This is a genomic window from Pedobacter nutrimenti (assembly GCF_032678445.1).
Lineage (GTDB): Bacteria > Bacteroidota > Bacteroidia > Sphingobacteriales > Sphingobacteriaceae > Pedobacter > Pedobacter nutrimenti_A.
Window position 1 is genome coordinate 409,762 of sequence record NZ_JAVTSQ010000007.1, and the last position, 15,125, is coordinate 424,886.

Below are 15,125 nucleotides of genomic sequence, written 5' to 3' on the forward strand. Positions count from 1 at the left end.
TTACGTTAAATAATTCACGAAATGGCATATACTAAGTATATGCCATTTTCATTTCATATTGTTCTATCGTTTTTTCCAGGCCAATTTTTTTAAAGAATATAGGTGCCTGTTGATCTTCTTGATCATAATTGATAAAATTGACAGATCCTGTTTCACTTTTTGAATGGAGAAAATGAAATAAGGCAGTGCCTGCACCTTTTCTCCGGGAGTCTTTTTTAACCCCAAATTGTTTTATTCTTCCGGTGGCAGGGTCCATGACGCCAAAACCGATCAGTTGCGAATCTGCATAAGCGCCAACTATAATATGTGGGTTTGAAGCCCTTTGGATGGCTGCAGCGGAGTTTTGCCAGGAGGGAAGAACATCTGTAAATGTTTCCAGCAGTGTCCAGTCGGGTTGTGGTAAATCGCAGACCTCTATTGGGTTTAAGGACTGTGTTGTTATGGCCCCTTTATAGCAGTCAAATGTTCTATTGATGGAGAAGCCTGTATTTTGATAGCTTTTGATAGCCTTCTCATTCCCCTTAATGACTTCCAGCTGATGGTGTAAATAGCCTTCTGATTTTAACAAAGGCAGAATGAACTGGTACATCTGCTGAGGGATTTTTTGCCCTCTATAGTCCGGAATCACACCGGTTCCGGCATTATAAGCGGTCTTATTTCCTGAAACGGTATCTAAACCCTGTAGGATAAAGCCGACAAGTTTATTTCTGTTGAACGCGCCAACCGAGTGTTTTAGGCTCATGTTTTCTGCCTGTATTTTCTGGGTAAGAACTTCTTCGGTTAAATGGAATTTAATCACGTAATCTGAAAATGCATGGTTAAAGACCTCCGCTAACTGTGCGACGCTTTGATCTTCCAGGGTTCTGAATTCTATCATTTATAAACGGGTATTGGCAGGTTTGTTAAAGGTATAAAGTTCTGGTATGTTACACAACTACAAATGTTTTGGGAGTATGGCTGTATTGAAAATATTGCTTCTGTTTAAGAGTTTAATACATTAAGTTAAGAAATAATATTTTATAGATTTGCTGTATAGAAGATAATCATATGACGACTAAAGCGCTTTCGATAAAAGATATAGCGAAAAAAGCAAATGTATCCATCACCACAGTTTCTTTTATCCTGAATGGCAAGGCAGTAGAAAAGAATATAAGTACAGCCGTCATCGAAAGAGTGGAGAAGATTATTAAAGATGATGGTTTTAAACCCAATCAGGTGGCTCGTAGTTTGCGAACAGGCAGTTCAAAGATCATAGGTTTGATTGTAGAGGACATTTCAAATCCTTTTTTTTCGGCGATAGCCAGATTAATAGAGGATAAAGCTTATAAAAAGGATTACAAGATCATTTATTCCAGTACAGAGAATCATCCTGGAAAAATGAAAGAGCTGATCAATCTTTTTAAGTCAAGGCAGGTTGATGCCTATATTATTTCTCCCGCCTTAGGTACAGAGCAGGATATTCAGGGGCTGTTGGATGAACATAAACCAGTCGTCCTTTTCGATCGTTTTCTTCCTTCCCTTGATGTGAGCTATGTAGGTATAGATCATGTTGAAGCTTCTTATAAGGCAACTGAGCACTTTCTGAAACTCAAGAAAAAAAATATCGCCCTGGTGACCATTGACCTTGACGTTGAACAAGTTGTCAACCGTTACGATGGTTACAAACAGGCGATCCTTGATTATAACGGAAATCAAAATGAAGCCCTTGTATTAAAGGTGCCATTTGGGCAGGAAAAAGAAGAAACCATAGCACAGCTAAAGGAACTGTTTAAAGAACACACTGAAATTGATGCCGTGTTGTTTGCGACAAATTATCTGGCTATTAGTGGTCTCACAGCCCTTAAAGAGATGGAGAAAGTTGTTGACGCTGATTTTTCAGTAATTGCTTATGACGATGGAGATGTTTTCAAATTGCATACACCCCAGATTTCGGCCCTGGGTCAGCCCCTGGAGGAAATTGCAGAGCGGATCATCAGTCTGATATTAATGCAGCTGTCGTCGAAGGACGTATTGAAAACAGAGCGGGTCATCTTGTCAGGCGAACTGATTGTACGGTAGTAAGTCAAGCTGTATTAAATGTTGCACACCTGACAGAAAATAATTTTTCTGCAGAATTGTAAAATAAAAATATTATTTCTCATATTAGTAAAACGTTTTAGTGTGGTGATCACTCAAATCATAATTGTATAGTAATAACGTCTAAATCAATAACCAAATATAAACCAATGGCCATTTTGATGACCATAATGTAATATTTCATTTATGAAAAGGAGAACATTTATTAGAAACACCGGCGTTCTTGGTGCAGGTTTGCTCGCATCAAAAGTTTCTTTTGCTGCAGCGCCCGAATTTCCTGTGGTCAGAGTAGCACCGGGAAAAAGACATTTTCAAAGTAAGGCAGTAGATGCCGCCATTAAAACCTTTCAATCTAAAGTTAAAAATCCAGAATTGAACTGGCTTTTTGAAAATTGCTTTCCAAATACCCTGGATACGACCGTATATTATAAAGAAGATAATGGAAAGCCGGATACCTATGTCATTACAGGTGATATCGATGCCATGTGGTTAAGAGACAGCTCTGCACAGGTTTGGCCATATTTACAATTTGTTAACGAAGACCTGGCTTTAAAGAAATTAATTGCCGGGGTGATTGCCCATCAAACAAAATGCATTCTCAAAGATCCATATGCCAACGCTTTTTATGGAGATCCTGAAAAAGTAGGAGAGTGGAAAACAGATGAAACCACCATGCTTCCTGGCATTCATGAGAGAAAGTGGGAAATAGATTCCTTGTGTTATCCCATCCGTTTGTCTTTCCATTACTGGAAAAAAACAGGCGACAAGCAGCCTTTTACAGATACCTGGAAGAAAGGCATTGAGGCTATTTTAAAAACCTTTAAAGAACAGCAACGAAAAACAGGCCATGGCCCGTATCATTTCAGAAGAGTAACGGAGAAACCTACAGATACCCAGCCTATGGCAGGTTATGGATTCCCGATCAATCCTGTTGGTCTGATCTGTTCTGCCTTCAGACCGAGCGATGATGCGACCATATTTCCTTTCCTGATTCCTTCAAATTTCTTTGCAGTAAGTTCTTTGAAACAAGCAGGAGAAATGGTTAAAACCATTTTTAATGATGCGGCGCTTTCTGCAGATTTGTTAAGCCTGGCCGACGAAGTAGATGCAGCTATTCAAAAATATGCGATAGTAAACCATCCAAAATATGGTAAGATCTATGCATTTGAAGTAGATGGATTTGGCAATACCTATCTGATGGATGATGCGAATGTACCCAGCCTGCTGGCTTTACCCTACCTCGGCTCGGTAGATCTGAATGATCCAATCTACCAGAACACAAGAAAATTTGTACTCTCTTCAGACAATCCCTTCTATTTTAAAGGGACAGCTGCTGAAGGTATTGGAGGTCCTCACGTAGGTCAGGATATGATATGGCCGATGAGTATTACGATGAGAGCTTTAACCTCTACGGATAAAGAAGAAATTAAAAAATGTATTCAGACACTGCAAAAAACACATGCCGGTAAGGGCTTTATGCATGAGTCTTTCCACAAAGATGACCCTTCTAATTTTACCAGAGCATGGTTTGCCTGGTCAAATACACTATTTGGGGAGTTGTTGTGGAAAACCTATCATGAAATGCCGGATATTTTAAAAGCATAACGTATTCCAAAAATGCAGCAATGCTTTGGCCGGATAAAAAAGATAACTCACAAAAACAGATAATAATATAATTGAAATGAAGAAACCTATTGTATTAGGTGTTGATATAGGTGGCTCTCACATTACAGCAGCCCTGGTAAACTTAACAACCGGAACACTTCTTCCGGAGTCGCGGCAACGCATACATGTAAATTCTGATGACGCAGCGGGCGTGATCCTGGACAATTGGTGTAAGGTGATCAAAGAATCTTTCACTGTACTTGGTAACCAAAAGAAACTGATCGGAATTGCAATGCCAGGACCCTTTGATTATGAAAAAGGAATCTCACTAATCAAAGATCAAGACAAATTCAAAACCCTGTATCAGATAAATATTAAAAATGAACTCGCAAGCAGGCTGAAAATAGAGCCGGAATGCATTCGGTTCATTAATGATGCAGCTGGTTTTTTACAGGGAGAAGTCTATGGTGGTGCTGCCCGTCATTTCGAACAGGTTGCTGGTTTGACATTGGGAACCGGGCTCGGATCTGCTTTTTGTAAAGACGGTATTGCAGAAGATGCGGCATTATGGAATGCGAAATTTAAAGAGGGTATTGCAGAAGATTATTTGTCAACGCGATGGTTTACCAGCCGGTATTTTCAGTTGACCGGGAAAGTTATCGGTGGAGTTAAAGAAATCAATCTTTCTGAGTGTCAGCACCAGCCAGTACAGCAGATCTTTGAAGAATTTGGCCATAACCTTGCGCAGTTTATCATGGATCTGGTTCAGGAAAACCCCTGGGGGGCAATTGTTTTGGGGGGCAATATCTCCAATGCCCATTTGTGTTTTATGCCTTATGTGCAACAGGAGCTGGATAAAAATGGAATAAAAACAGAGATCAGAATTGCAGAGTTGAAAGAAGATGCATCCTTAATTGGAGCGGCAAGTTGCTGGAGCCCATTAGCGGAGATAGGAAATACGGGACCACAATTAAATTAATATCTATAAACAACACAAACAGAGAAACCATGATGAAAAGAATTTTTAGTGCCCTGCTTGTTTTGGGTACCACTTGTACTTTTGCACAGCAGGGGGTTAATCTATCTGACCCTGTAGAACTGGTGAACCCTTTAATGGGAACACAATCTAAACCTGATCTTTCCAATGGAAATACATACCCTGCAGTTGCAGTTCCATGGGGCATGAATTTCTGGACCCCTCAAACTGGGAAAATGGGAGATGGATGGGCTTATACCTATGATGCAGATAAGATCAGAGGATTTAAGCAGACCCACCAGCCTTCACCCTGGATGAATGACTACGGACAATTTGCGATTATGCCGGTAACTGGAAGTCTTAAATTCAAAGAGGATGACCGCGCAAGCTGGTTCAGCCATAAAGCAGAAGTTGCAAAACCTTATTACTATAGCGTTTACCTGGCAGATGCCGATGTAACCACTGAAATTACACCCACAGAACGTGCAGCTCAATTCAGGTTTACTTTCCCAAAAGCAGACAGTGCATTCGTTGTTGTAGATGCCTTAAATAAAGGCTCGTACATCAAAATTTTCCCTAAAGAAAGAAAGATCATTGGTTACTCGACCAAATACGCAAGAGGACCATTGCCTAAAAACTTCAAAAATTATTTCGTCATCTATTTTAATAAAGACTTTACGCTATCCAAAACCTGGAGTGATAAAACTCTTAAAGATGGTTTAGAGCTGGAGAGCGACCACAGCGGTGCGGTTATTGGCTTTAAGACGGCCAAAGGCGAGCAGGTCATTGCAAAAGTGGCTTCTTCTTTTATCAGCTTTGAACAGGCCGAAACCAGTTTAAAAAGAGAGTTGGCCAATGACACATTTGACGCCACCAAACAAAAAGCTAAAAATGTGTGGAACAAAACATTGGGCCGCATCAGTGTAGAAGGAGGAACAATTGATCAGGCACGTACATTCTACTCTAGTCTGTACCGTACTTTGTTTTTTCCAAACAAACTATATGAGATTGACGCCAACAATAAAATTGTACACTGGAGTCCTTATAATGGAAAAACCCTGCCAGGTTATATGTTTGCAGGTACAGGTTTCTGGGATACTTTCCGGGCATTATACCCTTTCCTGAACCTCATGTATCCTTCCATTAATAAGGAAATGCAGGAAGGATTGGTTAACGACTTTAAGGAAGGCGGCTGGTTGCCGGAATGGAGCAGCCCGGGTTATGCCAATATTATGGTCGGAAACAACTCGGCTTCTGTAGTGAGCGATGCCTACATCAAAGGAATGCGTGGCTATGACATTAATACGCTATGGGATGCAGTAATCCATGGTGCCAATAATGAAGGTCCTATGGAGGCTGTTGGCCGTAATGGTGTTGAATATTATAACAAATTGGGATATGTTCCCTATGATGTGAAAATCTCTGAAAATGCAGCCAAAACCCTGGAATATGCTTACGATGATTTTGCTATTTATCAACTTGGACGCGCTCTGGGCAAACCGGAGAGCGAGATTGGCATTTATGCCAAAAGAAGTATGAACTACAAGAATCTTTTTGATTCTTCTACGGGTTTAATGCGTGGAAAAAATCAGGATGGTACTTTCCAGTCGCCGTTCAGTCCATTTAAATGGGGAGGCGCTTTTACAGAAGGCAATAGCTGGCACTATACCTGGTCTGTTTTTCATGATATTGCCGGTCTGTCTAAACTGATGGGGGGAAGTGAGAAATTTGTACAGAAACTAGACTCTGTATTTAGCTTGCCTCCAATCTTTGATGAAAGTGCTTATGGTGGAGTGATCCATGAGATCAGAGAGATGCAGATTGCAAATATGGGACAGTATGCGCATGGAAACCAGCCTATCCAGCATATGATCTATTTGTACAATTATGGTGGAGCTCCCTGGAAAACACAATACTGGGCAAGAGAAACCATGAACAGAATGTATAAAGCAACCCCTGATGGTTATTGTGGCGATGAAGACAATGGCCAGACTTCTGCCTGGTATGTTTTTTCTGCCCTAGGGTTTTATCCGGTTACACCTGCAGTAGATCAGTATGCACTGGGTGCACCACTGTTTAAGAAGATCACCCTAAAGCTGGAGAATGGTAAAACAGTAACCATCAACGCACCAGCTAACAGTGCAGAAAACAAATATGTACAGTCTTTGCAGATCAATGGAAAACCCTATTCAAAAAACTGGATCAGCCATTCCGGATTACAAAATGGAGGAATACTGAACTTTAATATGTCTGCTGTCCCAAATAAACAAAGAGGATCAGATCCTGCAGATTTTCCTTACTCCTTTTCAACTGAAAAGGCTAAAAAATAAAATTCAACAGCTTAATGCCAATTGGGCTGATGAATTCGCTAAAATGAGTCTATGAACCGGAGCAATTTTTTAAGTAATTGCAGTCAAGTAATCAGAATTTTAGTGTAGTGTTTATGTTTGAATTGTATCAGGAGGCCCCAAAAAGCCTCCTGATTTTTATACCTTAACCGCCTCTTCAAATGTGACGTGAGCATTCCCCTTGTAAAGCAAATCACAAAGCTCTTTTATCAGTAATGACTTCTTCTTGTTCTTCGTTCATAATGAAATAACATCCAGCAGAAATTTTAGTTTTCAATGAGGGGGTTATTCTTCAGATGGATAAAAAGTATTAACTTGAACCTCCGTCTTGGAATTTTAAGACAACGCTTATCTATGCTCGTTATGAATCAAAAGAAGAACCTTCTGTTTCTTATACTCTTATTTATAAGTTCTTTAGTCCTGGCACAGGCACCCCTGGCACTTCCGCAAATTGTAAATTATAACTATGGACAATATAAAGGAGGAATCCAGAACTGGGATGTAGCCCAGGATCAAAATGGCATTCTTTATTTCGGAAATAATGACGGCCTGCTCACCTTTAACGGGCGTTTCTGGAATATTCACCATTTGCCAAACTTTACAGTGGTCCGCTCGGTAAAGATCGATGCAAAAAACAGAATCTTTGTTGGAGGACAGGATGAGGCCGGCTACTTTTTTCCTGATGCAAATGGTGTGCTCACCTACCACTCTTTAATGAATCTGATCCCGGAAAAGGAACGGAAATTTGCAGACATATGGAATATTGTTATCCGTGGAGACGAGGTATTCTTTCGTTCATTGAGTAAGATCCTGCATTTTAAAGATAACCGCATCCGTATTTACAAACCCGAAACACAATGGGAATTCTTAGGAACTGGAAATAAGGAAGTATATGCGCAAGTGAAAGGGAAAGGGCTGATGATCTATAAGAACGGCATCTGGCAGCCCTTATATAACCCTCCTGAATTGGATCATGCGGAGATCACCTCCATTCTCCCTTTTCGCAGTGATACTTTATTGGTAACTACATTGAAAACAGGGCTCTTTAAGATGTCTTCAAAGGCACTTACTCCATTTATAACTGAAGTAGACAATCTGTTCCATAATGACCGGATTTATTGTGCTACCCAGGTCAATTCCGAATGGTATGCCTTTGGTAGTACTTCGGCCGGGATTTTGATCATTAACAAGAATGGGAAGATGATTCAGAAATATTCCTACGAAGAAGGACTTCAGAAAGACAACATCAGGGGGTTGCTGATCGATCAAAACAAAAGCCTTTGGGTTGCACTGGATGATGGTATAGATCTTATTGGCATCAACAGTGCTATTAAAACAGTATTCCCGGATAAAAATAAACAAGCAACCGGCTATGCGATTAACCTATTTAAAGACGTATTATATGTTGGAACCTCTAATGGTCTCTACGCCTCAAAAGTTGACCCCGGTCAAAAGGACATTAGTTTGTCAAAACGAGCATTTTATGAAGTGAAAAATGCTAAAGGCCAGGTGTGGGGGCTTCAGGAGATAAATGGTCAGTTACTGATGGGACATGAGGACGGTATTTTCCGAATAGAAGGGGTCGAAGCCAGGAAGATCGCCTCCTCTGGAACCTGGCTGTTCCAGCCGGTTTCCTGGGTTTATCCGGTTAAAGATATTCTTGCAGGAAACTATTTTGGATTGCTGCATTTACGTTTTAACGAAGGAAAATTTGAGAATCAAGGACAACTGTCCGGTTTCACAGATTCCTTCAGGTTCCTGGATTTTGATGCCGAAGAAAGTACAGCATGGGTATCCCATCCTAACAGAGGGGTTTATAAACTAAAAATAGCACCGGATTATAGCCGGATCCTGAACAGCCGTATTTACGGAAAGCAGGATGGCCTGCCTTCTACTTTACATAACTATTTGTACCGGATCAAGAACCGAAGGGTAATTTCCACTGAAAAGGGCCTCTATGAATATGATCCCAAAATTGATTCCTTTAAGCCCTCTACCTTATTTAACGGTGCTTTGAAAAATGTCCAGATTCAATACCTTAAGGAAGATAATGAAGGAAATGTTTGGTTTGTTTCCAACAAACGGGTGGGGATTGTTGATTTCAGTCAGGCTTCCGCATCCCGGCCATTCAACATTATTTATCTGCCGGAGCTTAATGAAAAAGTGGTGGGTGGTTTTGAATCTATTTATCCCTTAAATGAAGAGAATATATTTATAGGGGCAAGTAAAGGCGCATTTCATATCAATTATAAAAAGTATAAAGAAAATACATTCAAACCAAACATTCTTCTTGGGGTAGTAAAGCTTTTTGGAAAGAAAGACAGTATCCTTTTTGGCGGTTATTTTATGAATGGAGATCAGGTTACCCGCCAGCAGAACAGTCAGCAAGTGCTACAACTTTCTCATGAACACAATTCCCTGCATTTTGAATATTCCTCTACATTATTTGAGCAACAGAACAATATTGAATTCTGTTATCAACTGACAGGATTCGACAAATCCTGGTCTGAATGGAGCGCAAAAAGTGAAAAGGACTATACCAATCTTCCTCCTGGCAATTATACATTTAAGATTAAATCGAGAAATAACCTGGGCAGTGAATCTGAGGCATCCGTCTACCGGTTTGTGATAAAACCAGCCTGGTACAGGAGTATTTGGGCCTATATGCTTTATTTGCTGGGGGCAATTGTTGGGATCTATCTCTTGTTCAAATGGCAGAAAATAAAACATAAAAAGGCACAAGAAAAACTCAGTTATTTACACCAGCTGGAAACAGATCGTAATGAGAAGCAAATTGCTGATCTGAAGAATGAAAAACTGGAAGCTGACATGAATTTTAAGAACAGAGAACTTGCGGCGATGACGATGCACCTGGTCGAGCGGGGTAAAGTTCTGGCCAGAATCAAAGACGTTATTTCTATGCTGGTTAAAAAGCATGATGTTCCAGACAATTCACAAAGCTTCCGGCACCTGTTGCGGCTCATCAGGGATGTAGAGAAAGGCGATCAGGACAGGGAACAGTTTACGCTTCATTTTAATAATGTGAATGATGATTTTTTTGGGAAGCTGAAAGATCTTTTTCCTGACCTTACCCCAAATGAACTGAAACTTTGCGCATACCTCAAGATGAACCTCTCTACCAAAGAGATTGCTCAACTGATGAACATTACTCCAAAAGCGGTAGAAGTGGGCCGGTACAGATTGAGGAAAAAATTACAACTGCCAACCGAAGTCAACCTTTTCGATTTTTTGATGGATATTGCGAATCAAAAATGATTATAATTTAATCTGTTGTTAATCAGGTTGTTGTTTTTTGTTTGTAGTGCTCATGTAGTGCTTATAATGTCTTTGGAAATGGGTTTCTGAACCCACTGTAGGGTTGGTGTAGTGTGGTTAAAAAATCAATTCACCTTCCGTATAGGATACATTTGATCAAGCCAGATCCCCAAATCTGGCGAATGCCAAACCAAATTATAAACCTAAATCAAAATCGTATGAAAAGAAGAATTACACTCATTTTCTTCATTTCCTGTTTACTCTTTATTCCCTTTCTGACCAATGCCCAGGGAATCAATGTGACGGGAAAAGTTACCGCTTCAGATGGAAATCCACTTCCCGGGGTTTCTGTGAAGATACAGGGCACACAAAAAGGGGTTAGTACCAATGCAACCGGGGGTTTTGTAATCACAGTTCCCGGAAACAATTCAGTACTGGTCTTTTCCCAGATAGGAATGAAGACCAAAACATTTACTGTAACAGGAGGTGGCCCGATACAAATCGTATTGGAAGAAGAAGACAACAAACTTAATGAGGTGGTTGTGGTTGGCTATGGCACTCAAAAGAGGAGCTTGGTTACCGGTGCTATCTCTTCCATTAAAGCAGAAGAATTGAAAACAGTTTCCTCCAGCAGGATTGACCAGGCCTTACAAGGCCGAACGGCTGGGGTCACCGTATCTCCAAATTCAGGCGCTCCGGGCTCTGCCCTTAGTATTCGGGTAAGAGGAACCGGATCCAATAAAAGTTCTGAGCCGCTCTATATTGTTGATGGCGTACGTGCCGGAGGAATAGAATATTTAGATCCTTCAGAGGTAAGTTCATTAGAGATTTTAAAAGATGCAGCATCTGCAGCAATATATGGCGCGGAAGGCGCTAATGGTGTGGTGATCATCACCACCAAATCCGGGAAGGCAAATACCATGGATGTAAATTATACCTTCCAGTTGGGCCAGCAGTCTGCCAGGAATTTTACCAAAATGATGAATGCACCTGAATATCAGCAGTACATGAAAGAGGCAGGCCAAAATGCACCTACTGATGCCGAAGTTGCTGCGGTAGGCTCAGGGACAGACTGGACGAAAGAGGTTTTGAAAAATGCCCCTCAGCAGCACCATACGCTAAACTTTAGCGGCGGAAATGAGAAGTCAACCTATTTACTTGGAGCAACCTATTTTACACAACAAGGTATTGTTGGGGGCGACAAAGCCAAATTTGACCGTTATACGTTCAGGATAAATTCAGATCATAAAATGAAATCCTGGCTTAAAGTAGGGGAACGCCTGTCCTACTCCAACTTTACAAGCCGCGGCATTCCTGAGAATACAGAATATGGATCCGTAATTGGAAGTATGATGGCATTTGATCCCATTACGCCGGTTACTTATACTGGAGCATTACCTGCTCATGTTCAAAACGCAATTAATGCAGGTAATCCACTGGTAAAGGATGCCAATGGCAATTACTATGGCATTTCCAGATTTATCCAGGGTGAATATGGAAACCCACTGGCACAGATAGAAACCACCCATACTCAAACTACACAAAATAAAGTAGTCGGTAACATGTTTGCTGATGTTACCCCTCTGGAAGGTTTAACTTTCACCACCCGTTTTGGTATTGATGCTGCTTTCGTCAGAAACCATGCATGGAATCCAAAAACATGGTATTCCAGTGAAAAATTGAACAACATTACCAACGGTTCAGACTATCAGAATAATTATTTCAATTGGCAATGGGAAAACTTTGTGACCTATTCAAAGAGAATTAATGACCATAATTTTAGTATAATGGCCGGTACATCCGCGCTAAAAAAAATGTACAATAATCTTGGCGGAAGCTATTCTGGAATCTTTAAAGACCAGGATAAATGGGCTTATCCCGATTTTGTACAGGATACACCAGATAAACTGGCAAAAATCTATGGACAGTACAATAATTCTACACTCGTATCTTATTATGGAAGACTAAACTATGATTATAAAGACCGGTATTTAATTTCAGCAACAATACGAAAAGACGGCTCCTCACTATTTGCAGATGGTCATAAATGGGGTACCTATCCATCAGTATCTGCAGGATGGATACTGTCTAAAGAGGACTTTTTTGCCGAAAATGTTTCAAGTGTAATCAATTATGCCAAATTAAGAGCAAGCTGGGGCCAGAATGGAAGTTTATCCAATGTGGCAATTGGAGAGTACTTAAACTCGATATCGCAGGATTCCAAATATACAGATGCCAACGGAAACTTTATACTTGGAGCCTCACCAACCAATTTACCCAATTTTGATCTGACCTGGGAAAAAAGTGAGCAACTGGACTTTGGAGCAGATTTGAATTTTATGAACAACCGTTTTACGCTATCTGTAGATTGGTACAAAAAGACGACAAAGGATCTGTTGACATTTGGTGCGAACCCCTATTTTGTTGGGAATGTTTTGAATACAGTAAACAGCGGTGATGTAGAAAACAAAGGCTGGGAGTTTGAATTCAGTTACAATAATGGAAATGATCATGCCTTTAAATATGAAATTGGCGCTAATTTAAGTACCTACAAAAATAAAGTGACCAGAACCAACCCGCTCTACCCGGTTATTGATGGTGCAGGGGTTGGCACAGGATGGACGGCTACCCGTTTTGAAGCCGGACTCCCAATTTGGTATTTCCGGGGATATAAAACGGATGGAATTTTCCAGAACCAGGCACAAATAGATCAATACATTGCCCAAAATAAGCTGACCGGGTATAAACCTAAACCAGGAGATCCAGTTATTTTAGACACCAATAAAGACGGACAGATTTCAGATACCGATCAAACCTATATCGGTGATGCAGTTCCAGACTTTACTTATGGACTCAGATTAAACTTCAGCTATAAAGGATTTGATTTTTTAACCTTCATTCAAGGGTCTAAAGGAAATCAGGTGTTAATGGGATTTGTACGAAACGACCGCAGAACAGCCAATAAACCTGAATTTTTCTATACAGACCGCTGGACCGGAGATGGCAGTACCAATAGTTTCTTTAGTGCAAATGCTGATGCTAAAGCTTATAACAGTGATAAAATGGTTTTCGACGGATCTTTTGCCCGGATTCGCCAGCTACAACTGGGTTATACCCTTCCAAATTCTATCGCCAGTAAATTAAAGATCAAAAATGCGAGGATCTATGTTTCACTCGATGACTTTTTCACTTTCACCAAATACAAAGGTTTAGATCCGGAAGGAGGAAATGCAGGCGGTAACAGTCTTGGAATTGACAGAGGTACTTATCCAACTGCAAGAAAAGCAATGGCAGGCATCTCATTTACTTTTTAACTAAGATATTAAATCATGAACAGAACAATTATAAAAATGATCCTGTTTTGTATGTCTGCTACCTTGATCTTCAGCGGCTGCAAAAAAAGTTTTCTAGAGCAGGAAATTCCAGGAAAACTATCGGAAGATGAATTCTATAAAACAGATGCTGATGCCAATCTCGCCATCATTGCTGTATATGATATTATGCAGTCCGACTACTGGAACGGTGGGTGGAACAGTATGCTGATGTTAAAAATAATGCCTTCAGACGAAAGCAATGCAGGAGGAGCCAACGATGGTGACCAACCTGGTTATCAGGATCTGGACAAATACAGAGCGACCCCTCAAAATGACAAGGTTTCTAAAACCTGGCAAAAATGTTATATGGCCGTTTACCGGGCAAACAAAATTATCAATAAAGTCCAGCCAGAATCCGACATCAGAAAAAGGGTCATTGCAGAGGCCAAATTTTTGCGGGCCTATAACTATTTCGATCTGGTGACCTTATGGGGGGATGTACCCCTGGTTACTGGTGATATAGACCCCGCGCAATACTCTACTACAGGTCGGAAAGCAAAAGCAGAGATTTACAAACTCATTGAGGCAGATTTGAAACAGGCTATTGATGCGCTGCCTTTGAAAAGCGCCTATGGAGCCGCTGATAAATTCCGGGCTTCAAAAGGTGCAGCACAAGCCTTGCTTGGTAAAGCTTATTTGTACCAGCAAAATTGGACAGAAGCCGTAAAATATCTTAATGATGTCATCAATTCTAAAGAATATGACCTGGAATCCAGTACAGCCTTCGCTTTCTCCAAAAAAGGAGAGTTTGGGAAAGAATCCTTGTTTGAGATCTCTTATTCAAATGTATCTGCCTATGATTATGGGAATTTTCCCTGGAGTAAGACGCCGGAGAGCAATATTCACATCCAGCTTTGGGGTCCAAGAGCAGATGCACCTTATGTAATGGCACCAGGAGATTCCTTATTAGGTGGATGGGGCATGAACCTGGCCAAACGAAAATTGTACAATGCTTTTGTAGCTGCGGGAGATGTAACCAGAAGAAAGAACACCATTATGTCTATTGAGGAGCTTAAAGCTGCGGGCGGAAATTTCCCTTCAACCGGAATTTATGATTTTGACGGTTGTTTTCAAAGGAAATATGGTTCTTATGCCAGCCAGTCTGGAGGTACGGTTGCTGAATTAAATTACGGAACCAACTGGCGGTTTATGCGCTATGCCGATGTATTGCTGATGGCTGCAGAGGCGGACTATAGAGCAGGGGATGAACCTGGTTCCCGGAGGGAACTTAAAAAAGTTCGCGATCGTTCAGGATTGCCTGAAGTTACGGCCAGTGGTACCGCTCTGTTCCAGGCTATTGTTACCGAAAGGCAACTGGAACTGGCCTTTGAAGGTTTCCGTTTTCTTGACCTGGTGAGGTGGGGCTTGGCAGAGCAGGAGCTCGGACCATTGGGCTTTACAAAGAACAAACACGAACTGCTTCCCATTCCTGCAAACGACGTAACTACAGGTAAATTGACACAAAATCCA

The 15,125-nt window shown here is 40.9% G+C and carries 8 protein-coding genes; 7 read left to right on the forward strand and 1 reads right to left on the reverse strand.

The annotated features are described in order from the left end of the window. Window positions 1–31 precede the first annotated feature (31 nt). Window positions 32–877, reverse strand: coding sequence for a GNAT family N-acetyltransferase (locus R2S08_RS15215; RefSeq protein WP_316835940.1), 846 nt, complete (start codon window positions 875–877; stop codon window positions 32–34). A 170-nt stretch (window positions 878–1,047) separates the two neighbouring features. Here R2S08_RS15215 and R2S08_RS15220 point away from each other — a divergent pair, with 170 nt between their 5' ends. From R2S08_RS15220 to R2S08_RS15250, 7 genes are all read left to right on the forward strand, one after another. Further along, complete coding sequence (locus tag R2S08_RS15220) at window positions 1,048–2,058, forward strand: LacI family DNA-binding transcriptional regulator (protein ID WP_316835941.1); 1,011 nt, start codon at window positions 1,048–1,050, stop codon at window positions 2,056–2,058. 204 nt (window positions 2,059–2,262) lie between these two features. Next, window positions 2,263–3,681 carry a glycoside hydrolase family 125 protein gene (locus R2S08_RS15225; protein WP_316835942.1) on the forward strand — a complete coding sequence of 473 codons (1,419 nt, stop codon included), beginning with the start codon at window positions 2,263–2,265 and terminating at the stop codon, window positions 3,679–3,681. A gap of 76 nt (window positions 3,682–3,757) precedes the next feature. After that, on the forward strand, window positions 3,758–4,660 hold the full coding sequence (locus R2S08_RS15230) for an ROK family protein (RefSeq protein WP_316835943.1): 903 nt from the start codon (window positions 3,758–3,760) through the stop codon (window positions 4,658–4,660). Window positions 4,661–4,692: 32 nt separating this feature from the next. Continuing rightward, window positions 4,693–6,987, forward strand: coding sequence for a GH92 family glycosyl hydrolase (locus tag R2S08_RS15235; RefSeq protein ID WP_316835951.1), 2,295 nt, complete (start codon window positions 4,693–4,695; stop codon window positions 6,985–6,987). A gap of 381 nt (window positions 6,988–7,368) precedes the next feature. Further along, window positions 7,369–10,281 carry a triple tyrosine motif-containing protein gene (locus R2S08_RS15240; protein WP_316835944.1) on the forward strand — a complete coding sequence of 971 codons (2,913 nt, stop codon included), beginning with the start codon at window positions 7,369–7,371 and terminating at the stop codon, window positions 10,279–10,281. Between the two features lie 218 nt (window positions 10,282–10,499). Next, window positions 10,500–13,595, forward strand: coding sequence for a TonB-dependent receptor (locus R2S08_RS15245; RefSeq protein ID WP_316835945.1), 3,096 nt, complete (start codon window positions 10,500–10,502; stop codon window positions 13,593–13,595). 15 nt (window positions 13,596–13,610) lie between these two features. Beyond that, window positions 13,611–15,125, forward strand: a 1,515-nt coding sequence (locus R2S08_RS15250) for a RagB/SusD family nutrient uptake outer membrane protein (RefSeq protein ID WP_316835946.1), incomplete at its 3' end; no start/stop codon positions are given.

Excerpts from the sequence above, each read along its gene's own strand:
- R2S08_RS15230 (WP_316835943.1), top strand. The coding sequence starts at position 3,758 with ATGAAGAAACCTATTGTATTAGGTGTTGATATAGGTGGCTCTCACATT.
- R2S08_RS15220 (WP_316835941.1), top strand. The coding sequence starts at position 1,048 with ATGACGACTAAAGCGCTTTCGATAAAAGATATAGCGAAAAAAGCAAAT.
- R2S08_RS15225 (WP_316835942.1), top strand. The coding sequence starts at position 2,263 with ATGAAAAGGAGAACATTTATTAGAAACACCGGCGTTCTTGGTGCAGGT.
- R2S08_RS15245 (WP_316835945.1), top strand. The coding sequence starts at position 10,500 with ATGAAAAGAAGAATTACACTCATTTTCTTCATTTCCTGTTTACTCTTT.
- R2S08_RS15215 (WP_316835940.1), bottom strand. The coding sequence starts at position 877 with ATGATAGAATTCAGAACCCTGGAAGATCAAAGCGTCGCACAGTTAGCG.
- R2S08_RS15235 (WP_316835951.1), top strand. The coding sequence starts at position 4,693 with ATGAAAAGAATTTTTAGTGCCCTGCTTGTTTTGGGTACCACTTGTACT.
- R2S08_RS15240 (WP_316835944.1), top strand. The coding sequence starts at position 7,369 with ATGAATCAAAAGAAGAACCTTCTGTTTCTTATACTCTTATTTATAAGT.